The 23,306-nt window shown below is 62.1% G+C and carries 25 protein-coding genes; 8 read left to right on the top strand and 17 right to left on the bottom strand.

Features of this window, described 5'->3' with window-relative positions; genetic code table 11:
* Positions 1–6: 6 nt before the first annotated feature.
* From BM177_RS12445 to BM177_RS12435, 3 genes are read right to left on the bottom strand one after another with little or no spacing between them, the layout of a single operon-like run.
* Positions 7–537 carry an LPS assembly lipoprotein LptE gene (locus tag BM177_RS12445; protein ID WP_091682836.1) on the bottom strand — a complete coding sequence of 177 codons (531 nt, stop codon included), beginning with the start codon at positions 535–537 and terminating at the stop codon, positions 7–9.
* Positions 524–3,157 carry a leucine--tRNA ligase gene (gene leuS / locus BM177_RS12440; protein ID WP_091682834.1) on the bottom strand — a complete coding sequence of 878 codons (2,634 nt, stop codon included), beginning with the start codon at positions 3,155–3,157 and terminating at the stop codon, positions 524–526. The genes BM177_RS12445 and leuS overlap by 14 nt, the downstream gene beginning before the upstream one ends.
* Positions 3,158–3,204: 47 nt before the next feature.
* Positions 3,205–4,308, bottom strand: coding sequence for an acyltransferase family protein (locus BM177_RS12435; RefSeq protein WP_091682832.1), 1,104 nt, complete (start codon positions 4,306–4,308; stop codon positions 3,205–3,207).
* Positions 4,309–4,741: 433 nt separating this feature from the next.
* On the opposite strand from BM177_RS12435, the gene BM177_RS12430 reads away from it, so the two are divergent.
* Positions 4,742–5,416: a YggS family pyridoxal phosphate-dependent enzyme gene (locus BM177_RS12430; RefSeq protein WP_425284395.1), complete on the top strand. Its 675-nt coding sequence runs from the start codon at positions 4,742–4,744 to the stop codon at positions 5,414–5,416.
* 9 nt (positions 5,417–5,425) lie between these two features.
* Here the strand turns inward: BM177_RS12430 and BM177_RS12425 are convergent, their stop codons facing one another.
* Together BM177_RS12425 and BM177_RS12420 are read right to left on the bottom strand one after the other, a co-directional pair.
* Positions 5,426–5,671 (bottom strand): GDCCVxC domain-containing (seleno)protein, encoded by a 246-nt coding sequence (locus BM177_RS12425; RefSeq protein WP_091682960.1) that lies wholly within the window; start codon positions 5,669–5,671, stop codon positions 5,426–5,428.
* Between the two features lie 58 nt (positions 5,672–5,729).
* Positions 5,730–6,326, bottom strand: coding sequence for a L,D-transpeptidase family protein (locus BM177_RS12420; protein WP_091682830.1), 597 nt, complete (start codon positions 6,324–6,326; stop codon positions 5,730–5,732).
* 266 nt (positions 6,327–6,592) lie between these two features.
* Between BM177_RS12420 and BM177_RS12415 the strand changes: the two genes are divergently transcribed.
* On the top strand, positions 6,593–7,279 hold the full coding sequence (locus BM177_RS12415) for a response regulator transcription factor (RefSeq protein ID WP_091682828.1): 687 nt from the start codon (positions 6,593–6,595) through the stop codon (positions 7,277–7,279).
* Positions 7,280–7,319: 40 nt separating this feature from the next.
* Entirely contained in the window at positions 7,320–7,796 is a 477-nt protein-coding gene (locus tag BM177_RS12410; protein ID WP_091682826.1) for a cyclic nucleotide-binding domain-containing protein, read from the top strand.
* 107 nt (positions 7,797–7,903) lie between these two features.
* Here the strand turns inward: BM177_RS12410 and xth are convergent, their stop codons facing one another.
* The 9 genes from xth to BM177_RS12365 form a co-directional block, all read right to left on the bottom strand.
* Positions 7,904–8,719: an exodeoxyribonuclease III gene (xth, locus tag BM177_RS12405; protein ID WP_091682824.1), complete on the bottom strand. Its 816-nt coding sequence runs from the start codon at positions 8,717–8,719 to the stop codon at positions 7,904–7,906.
* 363 nt (positions 8,720–9,082) lie between these two features.
* Positions 9,083–9,823, bottom strand: a complete 741-nt coding sequence (locus BM177_RS12400) for an outer-membrane lipoprotein carrier protein LolA (protein ID WP_244532285.1) — start codon at positions 9,821–9,823, stop codon at positions 9,083–9,085.
* A gap of 271 nt (positions 9,824–10,094) precedes the next feature.
* Positions 10,095–10,598: a hypothetical protein gene (locus BM177_RS19540; RefSeq protein WP_139223610.1), complete on the bottom strand. Its 504-nt coding sequence runs from the start codon at positions 10,596–10,598 to the stop codon at positions 10,095–10,097.
* A gap of 204 nt (positions 10,599–10,802) precedes the next feature.
* Positions 10,803–11,054: a hypothetical protein gene (locus tag BM177_RS19535; RefSeq protein ID WP_139223609.1), complete on the bottom strand. Its 252-nt coding sequence runs from the start codon at positions 11,052–11,054 to the stop codon at positions 10,803–10,805.
* 56 nt (positions 11,055–11,110) lie between these two features.
* Positions 11,111–11,572, bottom strand: coding sequence for a hypothetical protein (locus BM177_RS19530; protein WP_139223608.1), 462 nt, complete (start codon positions 11,570–11,572; stop codon positions 11,111–11,113).
* A 69-nt stretch (positions 11,573–11,641) separates the two neighbouring features.
* Entirely contained in the window at positions 11,642–11,926 is a 285-nt protein-coding gene (locus BM177_RS12380; protein WP_091682815.1) for a hypothetical protein, read from the bottom strand.
* Between the two features lie 14 nt (positions 11,927–11,940).
* Positions 11,941–12,219: a hypothetical protein gene (locus BM177_RS12375; protein ID WP_091682812.1), complete on the bottom strand. Its 279-nt coding sequence runs from the start codon at positions 12,217–12,219 to the stop codon at positions 11,941–11,943.
* 11 nt (positions 12,220–12,230) lie between these two features.
* Positions 12,231–13,361 (bottom strand): DUF4258 domain-containing protein, encoded by a 1,131-nt coding sequence (locus BM177_RS12370; RefSeq protein WP_091682810.1) that lies wholly within the window; start codon positions 13,359–13,361, stop codon positions 12,231–12,233.
* The gene (locus BM177_RS12365) at positions 13,358–15,985 is read right to left on the bottom strand and encodes a DNA translocase FtsK (RefSeq protein ID WP_091682807.1); all 2,628 of its coding nucleotides are present in this window, start codon (positions 15,983–15,985) and stop codon (positions 13,358–13,360) included. The genes BM177_RS12370 and BM177_RS12365 overlap by 4 nt, the downstream gene beginning before the upstream one ends.
* Positions 15,986–16,317: 332 nt before the next feature.
* Here BM177_RS12365 and rpmB point away from each other — a divergent pair, with 332 nt between their 5' ends.
* The 5 genes from rpmB (at position 16,318) to BM177_RS12340 (ending at position 19,509) form a co-directional block, all read left to right on the top strand.
* On the top strand, positions 16,318–16,605 hold the full coding sequence (gene rpmB / locus BM177_RS12360) for a 50S ribosomal protein L28 (RefSeq protein ID WP_091682805.1): 288 nt from the start codon (positions 16,318–16,320) through the stop codon (positions 16,603–16,605).
* Positions 16,606–16,841: 236 nt separating this feature from the next.
* Positions 16,842–17,261, top strand: a complete 420-nt coding sequence (locus BM177_RS12355) for a CopG family transcriptional regulator (protein ID WP_091682802.1) — start codon at positions 16,842–16,844, stop codon at positions 17,259–17,261.
* A gap of 32 nt (positions 17,262–17,293) precedes the next feature.
* Entirely contained in the window at positions 17,294–18,550 is a 1,257-nt protein-coding gene (locus tag BM177_RS12350; protein ID WP_091682955.1) for an extracellular catalytic domain type 1 short-chain-length polyhydroxyalkanoate depolymerase, read from the top strand.
* A 95-nt stretch (positions 18,551–18,645) separates the two neighbouring features.
* Positions 18,646–18,864: a hypothetical protein gene (locus BM177_RS12345; RefSeq protein ID WP_091682799.1), complete on the top strand. Its 219-nt coding sequence runs from the start codon at positions 18,646–18,648 to the stop codon at positions 18,862–18,864.
* A 33-nt stretch (positions 18,865–18,897) separates the two neighbouring features.
* Entirely contained in the window at positions 18,898–19,509 is a 612-nt protein-coding gene (locus BM177_RS12340) for a hypothetical protein (RefSeq protein ID WP_139223607.1), read from the top strand.
* A 14-nt stretch (positions 19,510–19,523) separates the two neighbouring features.
* Here BM177_RS12340 and BM177_RS12335 read toward each other — a convergent pair whose 3' ends face one another.
* The 3 genes from BM177_RS12335 to cobS all read right to left on the bottom strand — a co-directional run bounded on the left by BM177_RS12335 (position 19,524) and on the right by cobS (position 23,281).
* A complete protein-coding gene (locus BM177_RS12335; protein WP_091682795.1) occupies positions 19,524–20,213 on the bottom strand; it encodes a hypothetical protein in 690 nt (229 codons plus the stop codon).
* 89 nt (positions 20,214–20,302) lie between these two features.
* Positions 20,303–22,237, bottom strand: a complete 1,935-nt coding sequence (cobT, locus tag BM177_RS12330) for a cobaltochelatase subunit CobT (RefSeq protein WP_091682793.1) — start codon at positions 22,235–22,237, stop codon at positions 20,303–20,305.
* Positions 22,238–22,282: 45 nt separating this feature from the next.
* On the bottom strand, positions 22,283–23,281 hold the full coding sequence (gene cobS / locus BM177_RS12325) for a cobaltochelatase subunit CobS (protein ID WP_091682791.1): 999 nt from the start codon (positions 23,279–23,281) through the stop codon (positions 22,283–22,285).
* Between the last annotated feature and the right edge of the window lie 25 nt (positions 23,282–23,306).

The following is a 23,306-nucleotide window of genomic DNA, read 5'->3' as shown; positions in this document are numbered from 1 at the left end:
CGCGCTTTAGCCCCGCGTCGCGAGGGCGGCGGCGATTGCAGTGTGGATCTGGTCCGACAGCGTCTGCGCGTCGCGGATTTCGGCGTCGCGGGCGGCGCGGATGTTGGCGAACCGCTGGCTGGTGCGGTCATAGCTCGCGGCGACGACGGCGACGCCCTTGGCGATGGGCTCGCCGCCCTGGGCCGGGATCAGGCGGTAGTCGGCGTTCACCACCACCGACGCCGCGCTGGCGAGCCCCGTCACGGTGTCGACGAGAGGCGTCTGCACGTTTTCGCGGACGCTGACGATGAGACGATATTTCGGCGCGACATGCGATCCCGTGCCGTTGAAGGCGAAAATGAGATCGTTGACGAGATAGTGCCCGAGCCGGCCGGGGACCGAATCGATTTCGATCGCCTGCAATTCCGTCGCGACGTTCCCGTCTGCGCTGAAGGTTCCATAGAGCGGCTGGAAGCAGCCCGACAGCGACAAGCCGGCGGCCAGCAGACCGGCGCCGGCGAATCCCTTGCGCGCGAGCTTTCGTTCAGGCGACGACATTCACGATCCTTTGCGGAACGATGATGACTTTCTTGACCGGGCGCCCTTCAAGAGCGCGCTGGACCTGTTCGAGCGCGAGAGCGGCCGCCTCGATCGCAAGAGTGTCCGCGCCGCGATCGAGGACGAGGTCCGCGCGCTTCTTGCCGTTGACCTGCACCGGCAGAGTAATCGTGTCCTCGACGACAATCGCGCGGTCGGCGGCGGGCCAGGGGGCGTTCGCGGCGAGCGTCGAATGTCCCAGCCGCGCCCAGCATTCCTCGGCGAGATGCGGCATCATCGGCGCGAACATCAAGACGAGGACCTCGGCGGCCTCGCGGAAGGCCGCGCGCATCCCTGCATCGACCTCGGGGGATTCGATGGCGCCGACCGCCGCCGACAGCTTGTTCGCCAGATCGTGGACCTGGGCGACCGCGCGGTTGAAACGCAGCCGCTCGATGTCCTCCTCGACCTTGATCAGCGCGCCGTGAACGGCTTTGCGGACCGCTGCGGCGCCCTCCGGCAGGCCCTGCGGAACGGGAGTTCCGGGCGGAGCGGCGAGGCCGGCGAGCTCGTCGACGAGACGCCACAGCCGCTGAACGAATTTGGCCGAGCCCTGCACGCCTTCCTCGGTCCAGATCACGTCGCGCTCGGGAGGCGAATCGGACAAGACGAACCAGCGCGCCGTGTCGGCGCCATAGGCGAGAATGATCTCGTCCGGATCGACCGTATTGCGCTTCGACTTCGACATTTTCTCGATCGGGCCGATCGAGACCTCCTCGCCGCCGTCAAGCCGGAACGCGGAGCGCGCGCCGCCGGCCTGGGTCTCGACCCGGACATCGGCCGGATAGAGCCAGTCTCCCGCCGGCGAGCGATAGGTCTCGTGCACCACCATGCCCTGGGTGAACAGCCCGTCGAACGGCTCCTTGAGGGCGCCGACATGACCCGTCGCCTGCATCGCGCGGGTGAAGAACCTTGCGTAGAGAAGATGCAGAATCGCGTGTTCGATGCCGCCGATATATTGATCGACGGGCAGCCAGTGTTCGACCGCGGCGACGCTGGTCGGGGCGGTCTCGTTCCGTGGATCGGTGAACCGCGCGAAATACCAGGACGAATCGACGAACGTGTCCATCGTGTCCGTCTCGCGCAGGGCGGGCCCGCCGCAGGTCGGGCAGGGGACGTGTTTCCAGGTCGGATGCCGGTCGAGCGGATTGCCGGGTTCGCCGAACGTCACGTCCTTGGGCAATTCGACCGGCAGGTCGGCGGCGGGAACCGGAACCGCTCCGCAGGCCTCGCAATGGATGACGGGAATCGGGCAGCCCCAATAGCGCTGGCGCGAAACGCCCCAGTCGCGAAGGCGGTAATTGACCTTGCGGCGGCCTTGCGGGTGATTGCCGATGGAGCTTTCCTCGAGCCGCCGCGCGGCCTCCTCCTTCGCCTGCGCGCTCGACAGCCCGTCAAGGAAGCCCGAATTGATCAGGGTTCCTTCGCCGTCGTAGGCGATCTCCGTCACCTTGAAGGTCGCGGGGTCGGCGTCCGGGGGGCAGATGACCGGAATGTTCCCGAGGCCATAGGCGTTGGCGAAATCGAGGTCGCGCTGGTCGTGGGCAGGGCAGCCGAAGACCGCGCCCGTGCCGTAATCCATCAGCACGAAATTGGCGACATAGACCGGAAGGCGCCATTCGACGTCGAACGGGTGGCGCACGCGCAATCCTGTATCGTAGCCCTTCTTTTCACCTGTCTCGACCGCCTCCGCGGAGGTTCCGCGCTGCTGGCACTCGGCGATGAAGGCGGCGAGGCCCGGGTCGGATTCGGCGCAGTCCTGCGCGAGCGGATGGTCGGGGGCGATCGCCAGAAACTTCGCGCCGAACAGAGTGTCCGGCCGCGTCGTATAGACTTCAAGCTCGGTCGCCGCCGTGCGCGGCGTCGGCAAGATCTCGAAGCGGATGAGGAGCCCCTCCGAGCGGCCGATCCAGTTCGCCTGCATCAGGCGGACCTTTTCAGGCCAGCGGTCCAGAGTGTCGAGCGAGGCGAGCAGCTCCTCGGCGAAAGTGCTGATTTTCAGGAACCATTGCGTCAGTTCGCGCTGTTCGACGATGGCGCCCGAACGCCAGCCCCGCCCGTCGATCACCTGCTCGTTGGCGAGAACGGTATGATCGACAGGGTCCCAATTGACCTTCGAGCGCTTGCGGTCGACGAGGCCGGCGGCCAGAAAGTCCAGAAACAATTTCTGCTGGTGTTTGTAATAGCCCGGATCGCAGGTGGCGATCTCGCGCGACCAGTCGAGCGACAGGCCGATCGCCTTCAGTTGCTCGCGCATGCTGGCGATATTGGCGTAGGTCCAGCCCGCCGGATGGCTGTTGTTCTGCATCGCCGCGTTCTCGGCCGGCATGCCGAACGCGTCCCAGCCCATCGGATGAAGAACGTTGAATCCCCGCGCCCGCTTGTACCTCGCGATCACATCGCCCATCGTGTAATTGCGGACATGGCCCATGTGGATGCGCCCCGATGGATAGGGGAACATCTCAAGAACATAATATTTGGGCCGGGAGTCGCCGTTCTGCGTCAGAAACGTCCCCGATCGATCCCAAAGCTCGCGCCATCTGGGTTCGACTTCGCGGGCGTTATAGCGCTCTACGTCCATTGAACTCGTTCGTTATTCGAAGCTGCGGCGTGATCGCGTACACGCCATTATTTGGTTCGCCCGGTCAACTCCGAAACCTTGCCTTGGGCGGAAAACCCGGCGATCAGGGCGCGCGCCGGCGCTGCGCCCCGTTGAAAGCGTCGCCGAACGGCGTTGGTCAAGGGCATCTCGACCGCGAAATGAAAAAACACGCCGGCGGCGACGGCGGCAAGGGCGAGCGCCGCAAACGAAACGGCCGGCGGCAGAACCCCGGCGAGGCCGCCGCTGACGAACAGCTTCACGCCCAGCGAAAGAATCATGCAATGGACGAGGTAGACCGCATAGGACGCGTCGCCCAGAATGCACAAGCTTCTCGACGCCCGCAGTTGCGAACTTCGCTCGAGTTCGACGAGCCCGGCGATGAGGATCGCGGCGCCGAGGCCATACCGGATGACATAGGCCGAGACTGGCGGAACGGCGTCGGAAAAACTCCGGTGCAGGCCCGCCGCGAGAAGCAGGGCGGCGCCAAAGCCGGCGACGGCGGCGGGATATCTGAGCCGCCCGCGCCCGGCGATGGCGGCGACGCCCATGCCGAACAGAAAGAGTAGGTTGTTGGCGGAGAAGAAAAAGTCCATCGGGAATTGATCTGCGCCGGCGATTAGATTGACGAGGCATCCGGCCTGCCAGGCCAGAAAAGCCGCCATTCCCCATCTGAACCTAAAGATCATCAGAGAAAAGAAAGCATAGAAGAGAATCTCATGCTCCAGCGTCCAGGCAGGAGCGACGACAGGCTGGCGGCCTGAGGGGGAGAGCATGAGCGACGAGACGATGTTGCCCAGACCGAGATCGACGTTTTTGCCGAGTTCGGGAAAAACGAGATATTCCAGGATGACGAGGCAGGTCACGGCGATATAGGCGGGATATAGTCTTGTGATTCGTTTTTCGATAAACAGCCTCGCGCGGGTTCGATCGCCGAGATCGTTCCGGTGCGTCCGCAAGATGATGAAGCCGCTGAGCACGAAGAAGAGCTGCACCCCCGCGTCGAAAAAGTCGAAAATCTGAAACGAGCCATAGTGAAACTCCTTGCCGGATCGCCACAAAAACGCGTCGGTGTGATAGAGAACCACCATGAGCGCCGCGACGCCGCGATAGGCCTGAAGCGTGGTGAACATAATCGTCCTGACGGTGCGGCGGCCGCCGCTCTCACTGCGGCATGACTTAAAGGGGGGCCGTCAGCGCGACGAAATATCCGCCCATGTCGAAGGGACGATCGTAAATCATCGACGGCGTCAGGCAAATCCCGATCGCGCTTGCATAAAGAGTCGGGCCTCCCCTGACGGGCCGCTTTCCAGATGCGCTATTGCGATGGTCGGAAGGATCATCGTCGCGGCAAGATGACGACCGCCCGCTGGATCGGCGCGATTTCGTTTCATGGCGTGGCCGCGACATTGGATTAACGCCGCACGGGCGCTTCGGCCATCGGGGTGAACGGGCCTCGTCCGCGTTGGCCGATCGGCTATGTTATGCTGTGTTTCAGCGCTTTGAGGCGCCCTCGCCACCGCCAGCCCGAAAGTCTCCACCTTGCACCCGATTCTCGATCAAGACTTGCCCATCGATCAAGGCGCTCCCGCGATCCGGCTTGAAGAGATTCGCCGCCGCATCGTCCAGGCGGCGCGCGATTGCGGCCGCGATCCTGGCGAGATCTCCCTTGTCTGCGTCTCGAAAACCTTCGCCGCGCCGGAGGTCGAACCCGTGCTCGAGGCCGGGCAAAGAATTTTCGGCGAAAACCGGGTGCAGGAGGCCATGGAAAAGTGGCCGCCGCTGCGCGAAAAATATCCGGGCGTCGAACTTCATCTGATCGGCCCGCTGCAGTCGAACAAGGCGGAGGACGCGGTCAGGCTTTTCGACGTGATCGAGACCGTCGACCGCGACAAGATCGCGCGCGCGCTCGCAACCGAGATGGCGAAAACCGGCCGGCGTCCGCGTCTCTACGTTCAGATCAATACGGGCGCCGAGCCGCAGAAGGCGGGAGTTCCGCCGCAGGACGCCGACGCCTTCATCGCGGCGTGCCGCAACGAGCATGGGCTGGAGATTTCCGGCCTGATGTGCATCCCGCCCCATGACGAGATGGCCTCGCCACATTTCGCGCTCCTGAACAAGATCGGGGCGCGCAATGGCGTCAAGATTTTGTCGATGGGAATGAGCGCCGATTTCGAATTGGCGATCCAGCTTGGCGCGACCCACGTGCGGGTCGGCAGCGCCATTTTCGGCACCCGCTGAGGGTCGGGCTTAAGCGCCGGCGGGGCCGCAGCAGGCCGGGCCGCAGCAGGTCGGGCCGCCCTTCGCCCGCGCCTCCTGAACCGGCGGGCAGGGCGTGTCGCCATAGGAGCAGAACACGCAGCAATCGCCCGTCTTTGGCTTCAGCAGGGTCCCGCAGGCCTTGCATTCGTAGAAGAACTGGCAGGCGTCGAGCGGCATGGTCTCCGCCGACCGGTGATGGCAGAGGGGGCAGGTCAGGATCGACGCCGTTTGCATGCCGTCCTCCTTGTTAGCGGCTTGCAGGTTGGCCGCCAAAATTTTCACCGCAGAATTTTCACCTGATGACCAGCATGGTCCTTGGCGAAAGCCGCGGCAGAAGCCTGCGCAGATCGTCCGCGCTGATCGCGACGCACCCCTCCGTCGGCGCGGCGTCGGGCCTGGCGCAATGGAGAAAGATCGCGCTGCCGCGCCCCTTGCGACGCGGATGAATATTATAATCGAGGACGATCACGACGTCATAGAGAGGATCGTCGCGCCAGAGTTTTTCGTGCGAGGCGCGGAAGGGCGAGAGGACCATCTTGTTGTAGGCGGGGCTGCCGGGATCGTCGCACCAGCCCATGTGCGGCGAAACCGGCCGCATCGCCAGCGGCGTCCGCCCCCTCTTGATCCGGTCCGCGCGGAAATATCCGCCGACCAGCCGCCAATGTCCCGCGGGGCTGGCGTGATCGCCTTCCCGCTTGGCGTGGGTCACCCCGGCCGCGCCGAGCGCGCAGCGAATCACCATCGAGCCGGCATGGAGTCTGCCGGTGCGGAACTTTTGTGCTCCAGCTTGCGTTTGAGCTAATGTCGCGACGAGACGGGTGAGGCCGGCGGGGTTCCGCCGGGTTTTTCCCGCGGTCGGGACGACGGGCGTTTTTTTTAATGATTTCATAGAGGTCTTTCACTCCCCCGCCTTATTTGAGGTCTCGGCTCTTTCGGCTTGCGCAAACCTTTCAACGAGGTCCCGCGTCGGCCGCGCTTTCAGCTTGCCAAGGACGTGAATGCGATGGACTCTCGCATGATGAACCTCGCCGGAACCCGCGGCGAGCATTTGCTTTTGGACCCATTGCTTTTGAATTCACTTAAGACACGGAGAAAGCCCGTTCCCGCCCGATGGCTTGTTGAGCGCGGCGGGAAAGGCCCATCAAGGACAATTCAATGACCCAGGTTTTGAAGATCCTGATCGCGGACGACGATCCCGATCTGCGCGCCGCTCTTTCCGAGCAACTCAGTCTCCACGAAGAATTTTCGGCCGTCCATGCGGAAACCGCGCAGGGCGCGCTCACCGCCTCGCGCAAGGAGACGCCGGACCTGATCATCATGGACGTCGGCCTGCCGGACATGGATGGCCGCGAGGCTGTTAAGCGGATGCGCGAGGAAGGCTTCAAAAATCCCATCATCATGCTGACCGGCCACGACACGGATCTTGACGCCGTGCAGGGCCTTGACGCCGGCGCCAACGACTATGTGACGAAGCCTTTCCGCTTCGCGGTCTTGCTGGCCCGCATGCGCGCTCATCTGCGCCAGCACGAAACCAATGAAGAGGCTCTGTTTCGGATCGGTCAATACACCTTCCAGCCGGGGGCGAAAGTCCTGATCGACGAAAAGGGCGTCAAGCTTCACCTCACGGAAAAAGAGACCGCGATCCTGCGTTTCCTTTACCGCGCCGGACAATCCGTCGTCACAAGGGACGTGCTGTTGCGCGAGGTGTGGGGCTATAATTCGAATGTCACGACGCATACGCTGGAGACGCATATCTACCGGCTGCGGCAGAAAATCGAGCGAGATCCCGCCAAGGCGCAGATCCTTGTGACCGAGGCCGGCGGCTACAAGCTGATCCCCTGAGGATCTTCGCCGCGCGCGCGGCTGGGCAAGAGGAGCCGCAATGGGGCTGGAGGACGACGCCGGTAAACTGCTCGCCAATCCGACGCTCGCCGTGCTGGAGCCGGGCGCGCTCCGGCTGATCGCGTTTTCGGGCGAAACCCGCATCCTTCGCGCAGGAGACGTGCTGTTCCGGAAGGATGAAGTCTCGAACGGCGGCTTTCTGGTTCTGTCGGGATCCATCGCGCTCGACGCTTCGGATCAGGGCGCGGCGTCGGCGAGGATCGTCCGGCACCCGGCTCTCATCGGCGAACTCGCCCTGCTTGCGGAAACATTGAGGCCGGCGACGGCGATCGCGCGCGAACCCTCAAGCGTCTTGCGGATTTCACGCCAGCTGTTTCGCCGCGTGCTGAACGAGTTTCCCGCCAGCGCCGCGCATCTGCGCGACACCCTTGCCGCGAAGCTTACGGGAATGACCGGCGAGCTCGCGGTGGTGCGCCGGCTCCTTGATGAGCCCTTAGAGCGCTTTCCGATCGCATGAAATCATGTGATCGATCAGAAATCGCTCCAAAAACAAAGGCTTGAGCATATTCTTGTAGATTGGATTGATTCAATCCAATCGGAATATGCTCTAAATGTCAGGGACGCTCACAGCGAAAGGTGAACCACGACCGGAACATGGTCTGAAGGGCGCTCCCAGCCCCGGCTTTCGCGCAGGACGCTCATTCCGTCGAGGTTCGGCTTCAGGCTTTCGCTGACCCAGACGTGATCGAGCCGCCGTCCCTTGTCCGCCTTGGCCCAGTCTGGCGATCGATAGCTCCACCACGTATAAAGTTTCTTTTCGGCCGGAACGTGATGCCGGAGCGCGTCGATCCAGGGGCCGGACTTGAGCACGCGGCCGAGTTTCTCGACCTCGACCGGCGTGTGGCTCACCACTTTGAGCAGCGCCTTATGGCTCCAGACGTCGGTTTCGAGCGGCGCGACATTGAGATCGCCCGCCATGATGGCGTCCTTGCCCGCGATCTTGTCCGCGCTCATCCAATCCCGCATTTCATCGAGGAAGGCGAGCTTGTGGGCGAATTTCGGATTGAGCTCGGGGTCCGGCTCGTCGCCTCCGGCCGGGACATAAAAATTGTGAACCGCGATCGCGCGTCCGCCTGCGCCTTGCGGCGTCAGGGTCGCGGCGAGGTGGCGGGCGTCGCCCTTGTCGCAGAACGAGCGCCGGTCGATCTCCGACAGCGGCAGTTTCGAGGCGATGGCGACGCCGTGGTAGCCTTTCTGCCCGTTGATGGCGACATGGGAATAGCCGAGCTTGTGGAACTCCGCCAAGGGAAATTCGGCGTCCCGGCATTTCGTCTCCTGCAGGCAGAGAACGTCGGGGGCGTTTTCGCGCAGGAATCGCGCGACGAGATTGATGCGCAGCCGGACCGAGTTGATGTTCCAGGTGGCCAGGGTCAAACGCATTTCATGCTCCGCAATTCTGGTCGCGATTGAACATGCCGGCGCGCGCGCCGCAAGGACGATTGATCGAAGCCCACAGAAAGTGCGGCCCCTGGGGAGGGAGTTTCCTCGGGAGGCTGCGGGAACAAAGGAGGCTGCGGGGAAAAAGCTTCGCGAAAAAAGCTTCGTGAAAAAAAAGGCGTCCGGCTCGTTAAGAACCGGACGCCTATGGAGCGACGCATCGCCGGGAGGGGGAGCCGGCTTAACCTGACCTCGGCGCAACGGGGGGGCATACGCCAGAGGTCGGTTGGAACGCTCTGACCCTAAAATGGATGGCCGCGAGCCGATTTCAACCTTTCCACCGGCCCCGGGACGGGCCGGAAAGGGTCAATTGTTCGTGTTCAGCATGCGCTCTTGGGTGATTTGAAAGAGATTTGGGTCGGGTTTCTTCGTCAGATCGATATTGAACAGCGAAATCAGGGTCTCGTAGCCTTGCGGATCGGTGACCTGCCACTGCTTCAGCGTGAACTTCGCCGGATCGAAAACGAGCTTGATCTGCGAGGTGCCCCCGAAGGTCGCCTTGTCCTCGACGACGATCGTGACCGCGCTCGGGTCGCTGGAGACGTCGACGATCTTTACGTCGTTGGCGAGGTCAACGTGATCTTTCAAGAGGAATTTCAGCGGCGTCTGGCTGATGAAATAGATGTCCTTTGTCGCCGTCTTGCGGTCGTGCACCGCGACGGAGAGGCCGTCCGCGACGATCTCGAGGGTTGCTGGCGCCGCATATTCGAAGCGCAGCCGTCCCGGCCGCTGGACGAAGATCTTGCCTTCGGTGCGTTTGCCATCGGCGCCGATCTGGACGAAATCGCCGACCATGGTCGTCGCGGCGTTGAAATAGGAATTGGCTTTCTGGATCGCCACCAGCGGCTCGATCGGAACGAATGGCTTGGGGGCGGTCACGGTCTTTGCGGCCGGCGGGGCGGCGGCTGGCTTGGCCGCCGGTTTGGTTGCGGCCGGGGCTGGAGCGGGGGCTGGTGTGGGGGCGGGCGTGGGATCAGCCTGTGCGCTCCCAATCATGAGCGCGATCGTGAAAAAGAGCGCGCCAAAGACGCCCGCCGTCCCCGTCATGAAATCCGCCTTGAACAATCCAGCACCCGTCGCGATTTGATTTTTCGATCTGGCCTTATCGAAACGCCCGGCCTCGCGTTCCGCGGCGCCCGATCCCCTCATAGGGCCGCGCGACGCTCTTGACCAGCGTGAGCGGCGCCGTTTGGTCTGGCCACGCCTGGAGCATATTCCGATCGGAGTGAATCAATCCAATCGACAAGACTATGCTCAAGCCTTTAAATCTGGAGCGATTTCTGATCGATCGCATGACTTCATGCGGTCGGAAAGCGCTCTAGCCGGGCCGGCTCATTCTCTTTACCTTTTGGTCGATGAAGGGCATGCCGACAAATTCGTTTGACGCCGTCCCCGCGTCCATCCACCAGCCCTTGTCCGCGATCAGAGCTTTGACCAGCGCCGGATCGTCGAGACCGATCATCGCGATCTCCCGTGACCTTTCTCCCCACATCGCCCAACTCAGCGAACTTGGAATATAGGCTTCTACCTCGGCGCCGAACTGGATTGCGTCGACCTCATTGCCTGGATTGCGCCAGCGCAGGCTTATGTATTCCTTTTTTGTCATATCTCCTTTGAAGTAGAAAGCGCTGGTCATGTGGTAATGTTTGTAGAAATAAGTTAACGGGTCGGGTCGAGCACGCTTAAAAGGTGTCGGCGGCGAATGGCGAGTGCGATTTGCGAAGGATTTCCAGGAGATCGTCCATAGCGAATTCGAACTCACGCAAGAGATGGAACCGGTACGGCGATTTGAAGACCTGTTCGGGAAGCTGTCTTTCAACATTGAAGACACTCTCTATCTTCCGCCTTGCTGCGGAGTATTGCTCCAAAGTCAAAAATACCTCGTTCATCTATTCCTAAGCCTGAGTTTCATGTCTATTGTTCCATCGGCCGCTTTCGCGCTCATTGCCCGCCGGGACGCGCGGCTGATCGATGTTGGATTTCGCAAAATGCGGCGCAAGACATTGCGCACCGAAATTCCGTCCGACTAAAGTCCTTCTAGGATGTTCTTTACGACCAAAGAGGTCTCTTTAACCGGAAACGAAGTCCAGCGTTCTTCGATCGTTTTGAGATAGCGTTCTAATTGTTCTGCTGTGCATTTAGCATCTAACATAGTTAGTATTTTAAAAAGTATATCGTCGTATTCGTCATGCAAATGTGGATTGTCTCCAACAACGAGTGGATCCCAATATTTTCTAAGTATCTCACGGATGCGTCTTGTTTGATTATTTTCATTCATCTTTTGCCTCCATGAACATATTCGATAATGTAATATTTGCGTAAAATTTTTTGTAATCATAAAACATTTTTGGTTATGACAACTCCAGCGCTATCGGAAAGAAAAAGGTATTTGTTCGGAGTTTGCTGGAGGACAATTAATGGTTGAGCTATAGTGCTTTCCATAATTGCAGAAGATACGTTCCTTTGATTGACTCTATCGATCGCATGCTCGTCAAAAGCTAATATAGCAACTTCAGGTTTGTCGATCGCCGTTCCCAATCTGACAAAGTCCTGACCAACGAAATCGGACGGCTTCGGCCGCGACCTGCGGACCCGGCTCGGCGGCGGGAGCTGTTGATTTTGGTTCTGGCGAATGTTCGTCCCAAGGCTCCGCGCCCCTGCCGCGCAGCCAGTCCAGAAACTCATGGATCGCATGAAATCCGCCGCCTCTGTGCCTGCCTCTTTCTCTACGGCTACGGAACGCGGCTGATGCGGTATGAGCGCCATCGCCCGCCCATCGGCCGCTTTCGCGCTCATTGCCCGCCGGGACGCGCGGCTGATCGATGTTGAATTTCGCAAAATGCGGCGCAAGACATTGCGCTTCGATCAGGGTTTGCGGCAAAAGGCGCCGGCGGCCAAAAGCGCGTCGGCGACGAAGAGGCGCAAAGCCGCAGTCTGGTCGCAGGGCGGAAGACCGATGTGCGCCAGATGAATATGGGCGAGCGCTTTTTCGTCCTCGTTCCAAAGCGCGGCGGCACGCCGCATCTTGGCGAGACCGTCAGCCGCGACCGGCCTTTCAAAGGCGCTGGCGAGCAGCGCGCCGGTCCCCGCGCCGTCGATGGCGAGGCGGGGGCGCGACCAATTTTCTCGTCGCCGCCTGTCTTGCCGCAACCGTCAGCTACTGGTTATGCGTCCCGATCCTGGCATTCCTGCAAGGTATCGAAGATCTTCCTTGCCGTCTGCGCCGCCGTCGAATCGGGCGCTAATTCCCAGCTTGCCTCGACGCCAAGGAGATGGCGCTCCAACTCATCGACCGTGCAATGATTGCCAAGGAGGGCCAACACGCTGGGAATGTATGCGTCATATTCGTCAGCCAAGTTTGGGTTATCGCCAACTCCTAGCGGATCCCAGTCTTTCAGCAGGATGGTTCGGATTCGCTTGGTTGTCTCCTCGGTGTTATTCATATTATTGTCCTCTATTTGTGTATATGGCCTAACAACGCCTTGACTTTTGCGTCGAAGTCGGACGCAGAATAGGTTGTTATAACCCGCCCTTTTGGGTTAAGTACGACGGCGACATTGTCCGAAAGGTAATATACTCTCCCGCGAGTCTGTTGGAGGACAATCAACGGACGATCCACGGTATCGTGCATATCATTTATTGATATGCCGCGCTCGATCATCCTTTCCGCCGCATGTGAGTCGAATTCTCGAATGCCGAGTTGCGGTTTTTCGATACCAACTCCCAATTTGCCGAAGTCCTGACCAACGAAGTCGGACGGCTTCGGGGACGAAACGTGTTGTTCTGGGACCGGTCCGCTAATCGAATCCGTCGGGGAAAGAGCCGGCTGGAGCTCGGACGATTTGTCTTCCTGGGCGGATTCGTTGCTTTTTCCGCGCAGCCAGTCCAGAAATTCATGGATTGCGTGAAACCCGCCGCTTCCCCTGCGCCCGCCCCTCTCTCTGCGGCTGCGGAACGCGGCCGGCGCGGGGCCCGCATCTTCGCCCGCCCATTGGCCGCTTTCGCGCCCATTGCCCGCAGGCACGCGCGGCTGATCGATGTTGAATTTCGCAAAATGGGGCGCAAGGTTTTGCGCTTCGATCAAGGTTTGGGGCGAGGCGCCAGCGGTCAAAAGCGCGTCGGCGATGAAGAGGCGCAAAGCCGCGGCCTCGTCGCAGGGTGGAAGACCGATGTGCGCCAGATGAATATGGGCGAGCGCTTTTTCGTCCTCGTTCCAAAGCACGGCGGCACGCTGCAACTTGGCGAGACCGTCAGCCGCGACCGGCCTTTCAAAGGCGCTCGCGAGCAGCGCGCCAGTCCGCGCACCGTCGATGGCGAGGCGAGGGCGCCCGTATTCGTCCCGCCAGATCTCGCCGAGCATCGTCCCGGCGCCAAGCATCAGGCCGCCTTCGCCGGTGATCTCCATACAGGGATGGAGCCGCTCCGCCCGCTCATTCCATTTGTGCAAGAGTTCTTGCGCCCGCTCCACCAGAAGCTCCATCTCTCGAGCCGAAGTATTTGGCGGGACGATGCCGCGCGGCGCGAACGCCGAAACCGGAGCATGAACATAAGCGCGAACGAGATCCGTGCGATCGCGCGAAATCATCCCTCCGCGGCGAGGTCGAAGGCCCCGCGGTCGATCCCGCCGCCGACGAGGATCGTTCGTTTGCCGGAATGGTTCGGGGCGCCGACGACGCCTTCCTTTTCCATCCGCTCGACCAGCGAGGCGGCCTTGTTGTAGCCGACGGACAGGCGGCGCTGGATATAGCTCGTCGAGCATTTGCGGTCGCGCAGCACGATGGCGACGGCGCGGTCGTAAAGGTCGCCCGCCTCCTCGGCGTCCATGCTTCCGGGCGCGGGGCCCTCGGCGCCCTCGCCCTCGGCGAAATCGTCCTCCATGGTGATGGCGTCGAGATATTCCGGCTGCCCCTGGGCTTTCAGATGGGCGACCACCTTTTCGACCTCCTCGTCGGCGACGAACGGCCCGTGCACGCGCGAAATGCGGCCGCCTCCCGCCATGTGGAGCATGTCGCCCTGGCCGAGCAGCTGTTCGGCGCCCTGTTCCCCTAAAATCGTGCGGCTGTCGATCTTGGACGTGACCTGGAACGAGATTCTCGTCGGGAAATTCGCCTTGATCGTGCCGGTGATGACGTCGACAGAGGGCCGTTGCGTCGCCATGATGAGATGAATGCCCGCCGCGCGCGCCATTTGCGCGAGCCGCTGGATGGCGCCTTCGATGTCCTTGCCCGCGACCATCATCAGATCGGCCATCTCGTCGACGATCACGACGATGAAGGGCAGGGGCGCGAGGTCCATCGGTTCGTGTTCGTAGACCGCCTCGCCGGTTTCGCGGTCGTACCCGGTCTGAACGGTGCGCATCAGGGTCTCGCCCTTGGCCGCGGCTTCGGTGACGCGGGCGTTGAAGCCGTCGATGTTGCGGACGCCGAGCTTCGACATTTTCTTGTAGCGGTCCTCCATTTCGCGCACCGCCCATTTCAGCGCGACGACCGCCTTCTTCGGATCGGTGACGACCGGGGTCAGCAAATGCGGAATGCCGTCGTAGACCGACAATTCCAGCATCTTCGGATCGACCATGATGAGGCGGCATTCCTCCGGCCGCAGGCGATAGAGCAGGGAGAGGATCATCGTGTTGATCGCGACCGATTTGCCCGAGCCGGTCGTGCCCGCGACGAGGAGATGCGGCATCCGGGCGAGATCGACGATGATCGGCTCGCCGCCGATGTTCTTGCCGAGCGCGATCGCGAGCCGGTGGTTGCTCTGTTCGAAATCGGCGGAGCCGAGCAATTCGCGAAGGTAGACCGTCTCGCGGCGCTGGTTCGGCAGTTCGATGCCGATGGCGTTGCGGCCCTGCACGACAGCGACGCGGGCCGAGATCGCCGACATCGACCGGGCGATGTCGTCGGCGAGGCCGATCACCCGCGACGATTTGATGCCGGGCGCGGGTTCGAGTTCGTAAAGCGTCACGACCGGGCCGGGACGGACGTTGATGATTTCGCCCTTGACGCCGAAATCTTCGAGAACCCCTTCAAGCAATCGCGCATTCTGGCTGAGGGCGTCCTCCGAAACCTTTGTCTGCGGCAGCTTTCTTGGTTCGGCCAGCATCTGCAGCGGCGGCAGCCGGTATTCGCGCCGCGACGGGCGGTTCTGGGACGAGGAAGCCGCCTCTTTCTGGGCGCGCAGGCCCGGCTTCAACGCAGCCGGCGGGGCCGCGATCACGCGGCGGCTCTCGGCCGCCGGCGCGGCGAACGTCGGTTCGGCGAGCTGACGGGACTGCGCCGCCGCGCGGGCGGCCGGCGGGGCGTAGGCGCTGGCGTCGAAAACGACGTCGGCCGGCTCGAGCTCGGGCCAGTGCAGGGGAGCGTCCGCAAGATCGATCGGCCGCTCGAAGTCATCCTCCGGCGCGGAGGAACGGACTCCCCAATCCTCGCGCATGCGCTCTTCCGGTTGCGCGCGAAGACGCGCGAGCCGCCGGCTGATCGCGGCCTTCAGGCTGAGCCAGGCGTGAATCAGAGCGCCAAGCGACATGAGGGAAAGGCCGGGAGCGCCGGCGAGATCGTCATCTTCAGCGGGCGCGCCGCGGCGCGCGGCCTTGTGATCATAGCCTCGGTCGTCCGCATCGTCCTCCGCCATGCCGTCATCGCTGTCGGCGTCGCGAAGCCCTATGCTGGCGGTGAGCGACAGGATCGCCCCGGCGGCAAGGATCGCCGCCACCAGCAGCAGGCCGGCTCCAAAACCGTCGAAGATACGGTTGGGAAGCGCGAGAATGACGTCGCCGACCACGCCGCCAAGGCCGGTCGGCAGCGGCCATTTCGACGTGGCGGGAAGAAACGCCGCTAGGCCCGCCGACAAGACGGCGCCGCAGACCCATAATAACATCCGGCCCGGGACGCGTTCGAGGCGCCGCGCCGTGAGCAAGCGCCATCCCCAGAACAGCGGCGGGGTCAAAAACGCGATGACGGACAGGCCGAGCATCTGCATCAGAAGGTCGGCCGTGACTGCGCCGTAGGGCCCAAGAAGATTGCGGACCTGCCCGGAGGCGGCGTGGTTCAAACTCGGATCCTGCACGGACCACGTCATCAGAGCGAGAGCGGCGGCGCCGGTCAGTCCGATCAAAAGGAGGCCGGCAAGTTCGGCGCCTCGCCGAGCCATAAAGTCTCGGGCCGCGTCGGGAATATAATCGATCGCCGTAAAGCTTGAGGTCGTCCGCATCCCGTCGCACCGCTGTCGTCTTTGCGCCGTCAGCCGGCGCCGTGCTGCCGACCGTTGCGGCGGCGCGCCCGCGCCGAAGAGGCGATGGGCGTCCGGTTCGCAAACGGCGGCGAATATGGTTCAAACTAGCAAGCGGCGGTTAAAGGTGTTTTAACCTTAAAAGCCCGGCCCTGGCGTTTCGCGGCGATCCGGCCGGCTTGCAAGCGCTTGACGCAGGCTCGGCCCTGAACTAAAACCCCGTGCTTCCCAAGGATTGCGGAATGGACGCCCGGCCGCCAGAACGGTCGCCGGGAGCCGCAAGGGTTTTGGCCGAATTTTAAGAGGATCCTGCGATGTCCCGCCGTTGCGAATTGACCGGGAAAGCCGTTCAGACCGGCAATCTGGTCAGCCATTCGAACCACAAGACGCGGACGCGATTCCTGCCGAACCTTTGCCAGGTGACGCTGATCTCCGACGTTCTTCAGCGCAAGCTCCGCTTCCGCGTCGCCGCCGCCGCCCTCCGGTCGGTCGAACATCGCGGTGGCCTCGACGCCTTTCTCGTAAAAGCGAGGGATGGCGATCTGTCGCCCGGCGCGCTCACGATCAAGCGCGAGATCGTCAAGAAAAAAGCCAGCGCCTAAGCTGCGGCTTAATGGCCGAACGACCCGCTTCGGAGTCAGGAGGCGGGTTCGCTTTGTCGATTTTTATTCATCCCTCTCCCGGATCTGTTAGGGTTCAGCTTGAGGCCGTTGGGCGCGACGTCTCGGCCTGGCGGTGTTCGGCATGAGCGCTCATGCCGCGGCTGGCCCGGGTTTATTTCCTTGAAATCCTCTTGGAGCCATCCATATACCATCCAGACAGATGGTAAGGAGATGGCATGTCGGCAATCATTCACCGGCTTCGCGAGAAAACAGCGGATACAGAGAAGCTCACGATTAATGTGGGCTATGTCGATCTCGGCCATATCGATCTGCTGACGCAAGAAGGCTTCTATTCCAATCGCTCCGACTTTATACGGACGGCGATCCGCAACCAGCTCGCGGCCCATGCCGACGCGGTCAAGCAGTCGATCGTGCGGCACACGCTTGAAATCGGATTGCGCTGTTTTCGCCGCGAGGATCTCGAGGCCGTGCAGGCTGCCGGGGAGAAGCTGCGGATCAAGGTTGTCGGCCTGACGATCATCGCGGCCGATGTTCCGCCCGAACTCGCCCGCGCCACCATCGAGTCGTTGACGGTTCTGGGCGCGCTGCAGGCGAGTCCAGCCGTGAAGTCGGCGCTCGCGGACCGCATTTCGTGACCAATCGTCGCTCCTCCGGCAAGGATTCAGCCATGAAATCGGTTCTCAACGCCGCGATGCGCAAGGCCGGGCAATTGACCCGCAACCGCGATTTGATCGCCGCGACGAAGGTCATCCAGCGCGCCCTGTCCGGCCTTGGCAAATCAGATGAGAGACCGGCTCCGCCGCAGGCGCCTGCCGGCCCGGCCGCGACCGGCGATTCTTCCACCGGTTTTCACTTCCCTCACATCAAACGGCCGCTTGGCAAAGTCGTCGAATTGCTAAGGGAGGCGCACGCCCATCCGCTGTACGCTTCGCCGCCTCCTGGCGCAGACTCCGACGCGGGGAGCGCGCTCGAAAACGCGTCTTCCGCCGCAGCTTCCGCCACACCTGCCGTCGCGCGTGAGCGCGGCGCATTCGCAGCGCGGCGTTACGCCTGCAAGGCCGGCGCGCGGGACTACAAGCTTTATGTTCCAGGCCTTCAGGCGCCAGGCGCGGCCGCGATGCGCGGGGCGGGCGCGCGGCCGGCCCTTATCATCATGCTTCACGGCTGCACGCAGGGTCCGGACGATTTTGCGGCTGGAACGAAGATGAACACGCTCGCCGAGGAATTCGGCTTCATCGTCGCCTATCCGAAGCAGGACGCCAGCGCCAATCAGTCCGGCTGCTGGAACTGGTTCCTGCTCAAGGATCAGATGCGCGAGACGGGAGAGCCGCGCATCATCTCCGGGATCACCCGCGAAATCATGCAGGAGTTCAACGTCGATCCGGGCCGGGTCTATGTCGCGGGCCTTTCCGCGGGCGGCGCCATGGCGGCGGTCATGAGCGCGACCTATCCCGAGCTCTACGCAGCCGCCGGCGTTCATTCGGGTCTCGCCTACAAATCGGCGAGCGATCTTCTCTCCGGCCTCACCGCGATGCGGGGCAAGTCGAACCCGGCGCTCGCGGCGACGAAATACCGCGATCTCGACCATGCGCACCGTGCCGTTCGGACCATCGTTTTTCATGGCGGATCCGACCAGACGGTGCATCCTTCCAACGGCGAAATGATCGTCGCCGAAGCCCGCGCCCGGATCGCGCCCGGCGACCACGAGGTTCAAACCGGCGTTTCCGCCGGCGGCCGCGCCTATGTGCGCACAATCATGACGGACGAGGGCGGGACGGCGGTCGTGGAGCATTGGGAGATCGAGGGCCTTGGCCACGCATGGTCGGGCGGCGATCCGCGGGGCTCCTATACGGACCCGCGCGGACCCGACGCCTCGCGCCAGATGCTGCGATTTTTTTTCGACGGCCCCGGCGCCGAGGCGTAATTTTAAACTTCGAATAAACGTGGATTCGTCTATAAAGGCGCGCCCTGGCTTTTTAAGCGACAGGGCCTGGAAAAGCGCTTGAACAAGGAATCGAAATGAAACTGAGCTTGCTCTCCTCCTTCGCTGCTCTTGTTTTCATGGGCTCCATGGTCGCCTCGGTCGAGGAGGCCAACGCCGTGGTTTGCGCCCGCGGAGTTTACCGCGCCGGTTGCGCCGGCCCGCGCGGCGCCGTCGTCGCCCGCCGTCCGGTCTATGCGCCTCGCGCGGTCGTCGTCGCGCCGCGCGGCGCCTATGTCCGCCGCCGGATTTACTGACGCGCGGACGCGAACGCTGGTGGGAGCCGCACGATGGCCTTGAGCGACAGGGTTTCCAGGAGCAGTTCGCCGCCGCGCGGCGGCGTGGGGAACAGGCGAACCGTCCCCTCTCCGGCGCCCGTCGCCGGCAAGCCCACGCTCAAACAGAAAGCCGCGCAGGAGATGCGGCGATTTCTCGTCATGGCCGCGTATCTCTGGGTTTTGCTGGCTCTCTTTTCCCTGCATCAGTCGATCGTTCTCGCCGAGCACGGAATCAATTTCCGCGAGCAGGGGTTTGCGATTGTCAACGCCCTGATGCTGGCCAAGGTCATGCTCATCGCAGAAGGCTTTCATGTCGGCCGCCGGTTCGAGAACCGGCCGCTTGTCTATCCGATCCTCTACCAGTCGATCGAGTTCGCGATCCTTTTCATCTGTTTTCACATCGTCGAGCATCTGGCGGTCGGCTGGTGGGAAGGCAAGACGATGGCCGCGAGTTTTCCGGAAATCGGCGGCGGAAGCCCGAAGGGGATTGCGTCAGCGGGCGTGATCCTCTTCGTCATGCTGATCCCGTTCTTCGCGTTCAAGGAACTGGGCCGGATCGTCGGAGACCGCGAGCTGCATGCCCTCGTGTTCGGGCTAAAAAAGCCGAATCGTAGCGTTAGGTAGAAAATTTAAAGTGCTCAACGCGAATTTGGCAGTTTAACTCCGTTATTGCCCAATTTTTCGCTTACGAAAGGAAAATCGGCAGCAGTCTGGAAGACACGCTGCACGATAGAGCGATAGAGACTTACTTTTTCGTCGTGAACCGCAAGCGTCAAATAGTGAAGACGGCCAGCTTCATCGTGGGTATAGACGATCCATTCTCCCGTCATTCGTGAAACTGTGCCCAGTCGATTATTTCCCATGCGATCCTCTAAAGCACCAAAAAAAGATACATAAGTCATCGGGGAGATCATCTTCTCGTCTAATATCGAATCAAACAGGGTATTTCCTGTTTTTTCTTTATATATATTGGCTGCGTCTTTGTATAAATACTTGTAAAAGTTTTTTTTATTTTCTAACATTATATTCTTTAAGAGATAGTTTTCGTCAGGGAAATGTTTGTGCCAAAATCCCTTGAGTATGCCGGGGAACTCAGACTCTGGTTTCGTCGCGGTCGGAAGAGCCTTATTCTCAAGGTGGGCGATCTCTGCTAGGATTTTTCTATGATCAAATTGCCGGATATAACCGCCGAATCCACAATAACAATAATAACCGCTTGCGAGCCAAGTAAGCTGATGCTTTAGTATTGTAGATATTTCAGCTTTCGGTGCGATTAATTGAATATGCTGATGAATATCAACTAGGCTTTCCTGAAAAACCTTACGCATATCATCGAGAGTGATCGCATGATCACGAACGACAAAGCAAAGCGATCCCAGGCACTGTTGGTCAGAGAAAGTAGGCAGCTGCGGAGCCCTCAGTGCAATGCGCCTCGTGTGGCGCTTTTGCTTTCCTTCCACCTCGGCGTGAACGGCGCCCGGACCGGCTGGGCGTTTTCGTTGAACAGCTCCGCAAGTTTTTCGGTCATCGCCCCGCCGAGCTCCTCGGCGTCAACGATGGTGACGGCGCGGCGGTAATAGCGCGTCACGTCGTGACCGATTCCGATCGCGATCAACTCCACCGGCGAGCGGGTCTCGATCTCCTCGATGATGTGGCGCAGGTGTTTTTCGAGATAATTGCCGGGATTGACCGAGAGCGTCGAATCGTCGACAGGCGCGCCGTCCGAGATCATCATGAGAATCTTGCGCTGTTCGGGCCGAGCCAGCAGGCGCCGGTGCGCCCAGTCGAGCGCCTCGCCGTCGATGTTTTCCTTGAGCAGACCCTCGCGCATCATCAGGCCGAGATGCTTGCGCGACCGCCGCCATGGCGCGTCGGCGGATTTATAGATGATATGCCGCAGGTCGTTGAGCCGTCCCGGCGCCGCGGGCTTGCCCGCCTGCAGCCACGCCTCGCGCGACTGGCCGCCTTTCCACGCGCGCGTGGTGAAGCCCAGAATTTCGACCTTGACGCCGCAGCGCTCCAGCGTGCGGGCGAGGATGTCGGCGCAGGTCGCGGCGACGGTGATGGGGCGCCCGCGCATTGAACCGGAATTGTCGATCAGCAATGAGACGACCGTATCGCGGAAATCGGTGTCCTTCTCGCGCTTGAACGACAACGGCTGGCGCGGGTCGGCGATGACGCGGGGCAGGCGGGCGGGATCGAGAATTCCCTCCTCGAGATCGAACTCCCAGGACCGGCTCTGCTGCGCCATCAGGCGGCGCTGAAGGCGATTGGCGAGGCGCGCGACGATCGAGGACAGATTCTGCAATTGCTTGTCGAGATAAGCGCGGAGGCGGTCGAGCTCTTCGGGATCGCACAGATCCTCGGCGGCGACGACCTCGTCGTGTTTTCTGGTGAAAGCCTTGTAGTCGGAGCCGCGCGAGGCGGCCGGCGCGCCCGCGGGCTGGCGCCTCGGGTCCGCCGCCTGTTCGGAATCGGAAAATTCCGCTTCGTCCTCGAATTCGCCGGTCGGCGCGTCGGCGGAGTCCATCTCCGTCTCGTCGAGCGCCTCCTGGGCCTCCTCGGACGCCTCGCTGCGGCTCGGGTCGCGGGTCAAATTCTCCGCGCTCTCGCCCTCGACGCTCGCGTCGCCTTCGTCTTCCTCGTCGGCGCCGTTTTCGTCCTCCTGACCGTCGTTGTCGAGGCTGCCTTCGTCGATCATTTCGAGCGAGGTCAGCAGCTTGTGCATGCAAAGGCCGAAGGCGCGCTGGTCTTCGGCGGACGAGGCGAGCCTGTCGAGATCGCCCGCGGCGCGCTCCTCGACCCAGGGGCGCCAGAGATCGACGATGTTGCGGGCATGTTTTGGCGGCGCGAGGCCGGTCAGCCGTTCGCGCACGATCATCGCCAGCGCGTCCTCCAGCGGCGCGTCGGCCCTCGACGTGATCTCACCGTAGCGGGCGCGCTGAAAGCGGTCGTCCAGCATCGCGTCGAGATTGGCGGCGACGCCTTCCATGCGGGTTGATCCGATCGCCTCGACCCTCGCCTGCTCCACGGCGTCGAAGACCGCCCGCGCGCCCTGGGTCGACGGCGTCAGCCGGCGATGAATGTCGATGTCGTGGCAGGCGAGGCGCAGCGCCAGCGAATCGGCGTGTCCCCGTAAAACCGCGGTCTCACGCCGGTCGAGCTTGCGTCCCGGCTCGGGCAGGCGGACCTTCGCGGCGCCGGTCGACTGGATCAGGTTCGGCTTCTCGGCCGCAAAGGTCACTTCGAGATGCGGCGTTTTCGCCATCGCGCGCATGCAGCCGGCGACGGCCCGCTTCAACGGCTCGCGCGGACTTTCGTATTTGCCGGGCGGCTTATGGTTGGTGGTCATGGAACCGGCTCGCTTTGCCATTGAATCGTCCCGGCGCCGCGAGGGTCAACTCATCACGACATTGACCGCGCTTTCGGGAAGCTCCTTACCGAAGCAGCGCTGATAGAATTCGGCCACCAGCGTGCGCTCCAGCTCATCGCATTTGTTGAGGAAGGTGAGCCGGAAGGCAAAGCCGACATCGCCGAAAATGTCGGTGTTCTCGGCCCAGGTGATCACCGTGCGCGGGCTCATGACCGTCGAGAGGTCGCCGGCGACGAAGGCGTTGCGGGTCAGGTCGGCGACGCGCACCATCTTGTTGATCTGGTCGCGGCCTTCCTTCGTCTTCTGGAAACTCTTGGTCTTGGCCAGCACGATCTCGACCTCCTTGTCGTGCGGCAGGTAATTCAGGGTCGCGACGATCGACCAGCGGTCCATCTGGCCCTGATTGATCTGCTGGGTGCCGTGGTAAAGTCCCGACGTGTCGCCGAGGCCGATCGTGTTCGTCGTCGAAAACAGCCGGAACGCGGGATGCGGCCGGATCACCCGGCTCTGGTCGAGCAGGGTCAGGCGGCCGGACACTTCGAGAACGCGCTGGATGACGAACATCACGTCGGGGCGACCCGCGTCATATTCGTCGAAACAGAGCGCCACGTTGTTTTGCAGCGCCCAGGGCAGGATGCCGTCCTTGAATTCGGTGACCTGGAGACCGTCCTTGAGGACGATGGCGTCCTTGCCGATAAGATCGACGCGGGAGACGTGGCTGTCGAGATTGATCCGCACGCAAGGCCAGTTCAGCCGCGCGGCGACCTGCTCGATGTGGGTCGATTTGCCGGTGCCGTGATAGCCGGTGACCATCACCCGGCGGTTTTTGGCGAATCCCGCGAGAATGGCGAGGGTGGTGTCGCGGTCGAACAGATAATCCGGGTCGAGGTCCGGAACATGCGGATCTTCTGTCGAAAAGGCGGGCGCCTCCATGTCGGTGTCGATGCCGAAAACCTGGCGCACCGATATCTTCATGTCGGGAAGGCCCGCCACGGCGGCGCCATGATCGATTATGCTCTGCATCCATCCTCCGGGCAGGTCTCGTCAA

It is taken from the genome of Methylocapsa palsarum (assembly GCF_900114285.1).
GTDB classification, from domain to species: Bacteria; Pseudomonadota; Alphaproteobacteria; order Rhizobiales; family Beijerinckiaceae; genus Methylocapsa; species Methylocapsa palsarum.
The sequence above is the reverse complement of the archived record's forward strand: the minus strand, read 5'-3'. Positions and strand labels throughout refer to the sequence as shown.

What these genes read in the sequence shown, in the direction of transcription:
- BM177_RS12445 (WP_091682836.1), bottom strand. Translation starts at nt 537, where the DNA reads ATGTCGTCGCCTGAACGAAAGCTCGCGCGCAAGGGATTCGCCGGCGCC.
- leuS (WP_091682834.1), bottom strand. Translation starts at nt 3,157, where the DNA reads ATGGACGTAGAGCGCTATAACGCCCGCGAAGTCGAACCCAGATGGCGC.
- BM177_RS12435 (WP_091682832.1), bottom strand. Translation starts at nt 4,308, where the DNA reads ATGTTCACCACGCTTCAGGCCTATCGCGGCGTCGCGGCGCTCATGGTG.
- BM177_RS12425 (WP_091682960.1), bottom strand. Translation starts at nt 5,671, where the DNA reads ATGCAAACGGCGTCGATCCTGACCTGCCCCCTCTGCCATCACCGGTCG.
- BM177_RS12420 (WP_091682830.1), bottom strand. Translation starts at nt 6,326, where the DNA reads ATGAAATCATTAAAAAAAACGCCCGTCGTCCCGACCGCGGGAAAAACC.
- BM177_RS12415 (WP_091682828.1), top strand. Translation starts at nt 6,593, where the DNA reads ATGACCCAGGTTTTGAAGATCCTGATCGCGGACGACGATCCCGATCTG.
- BM177_RS12410 (WP_091682826.1), top strand. Translation starts at nt 7,320, where the DNA reads ATGGGGCTGGAGGACGACGCCGGTAAACTGCTCGCCAATCCGACGCTC.
- xth (WP_091682824.1), bottom strand. Translation starts at nt 8,719, where the DNA reads ATGCGTTTGACCCTGGCCACCTGGAACATCAACTCGGTCCGGCTGCGC.
- BM177_RS12400 (WP_244532285.1), bottom strand. Translation starts at nt 9,823, where the DNA reads ATGACGGGGACGGCGGGCGTCTTTGGCGCGCTCTTTTTCACGATCGCG.
- BM177_RS19540 (WP_139223610.1), bottom strand. Translation starts at nt 10,598, where the DNA reads ATGTTGAAAGACAGCTTCCCGAACAGGTCTTCAAATCGCCGTACCGGT.
- BM177_RS19535 (WP_139223609.1), bottom strand. Translation starts at nt 11,054, where the DNA reads ATGAATGAAAATAATCAAACAAGACGCATCCGTGAGATACTTAGAAAA.
- BM177_RS19530 (WP_139223608.1), bottom strand. Translation starts at nt 11,572, where the DNA reads ATGAGCGCGAAAGCGGCCGATGGGCGGGCGATGGCGCTCATACCGCAT.
- BM177_RS12375 (WP_091682812.1), bottom strand. Translation starts at nt 12,219, where the DNA reads ATGAATAACACCGAGGAGACAACCAAGCGAATCCGAACCATCCTGCTG.
- BM177_RS12370 (WP_091682810.1), bottom strand. Translation starts at nt 13,361, where the DNA reads ATGATTTCGCGCGATCGCACGGATCTCGTTCGCGCTTATGTTCATGCT.
- BM177_RS12365 (WP_091682807.1), bottom strand. Translation starts at nt 15,985, where the DNA reads ATGCGGACGACCTCAAGCTTTACGGCGATCGATTATATTCCCGACGCG.
- rpmB (WP_091682805.1), top strand. Translation starts at nt 16,318, where the DNA reads ATGTCCCGCCGTTGCGAATTGACCGGGAAAGCCGTTCAGACCGGCAAT.
- BM177_RS12355 (WP_091682802.1), top strand. Translation starts at nt 16,842, where the DNA reads ATGTCGGCAATCATTCACCGGCTTCGCGAGAAAACAGCGGATACAGAG.
- BM177_RS12350 (WP_091682955.1), top strand. Translation starts at nt 17,294, where the DNA reads ATGAAATCGGTTCTCAACGCCGCGATGCGCAAGGCCGGGCAATTGACC.
- BM177_RS12345 (WP_091682799.1), top strand. Translation starts at nt 18,646, where the DNA reads ATGAAACTGAGCTTGCTCTCCTCCTTCGCTGCTCTTGTTTTCATGGGC.
- BM177_RS12340 (WP_139223607.1), top strand. Translation starts at nt 18,898, where the DNA reads ATGGCCTTGAGCGACAGGGTTTCCAGGAGCAGTTCGCCGCCGCGCGGC.
- BM177_RS12335 (WP_091682795.1), bottom strand. Translation starts at nt 20,213, where the DNA reads ATGCGTAAGGTTTTTCAGGAAAGCCTAGTTGATATTCATCAGCATATT.
- cobT (WP_091682793.1), bottom strand. Translation starts at nt 22,237, where the DNA reads ATGACCACCAACCATAAGCCGCCCGGCAAATACGAAAGTCCGCGCGAG.
- cobS (WP_091682791.1), bottom strand. Translation starts at nt 23,281, where the DNA reads ATGCAGAGCATAATCGATCATGGCGCCGCCGTGGCGGGCCTTCCCGAC.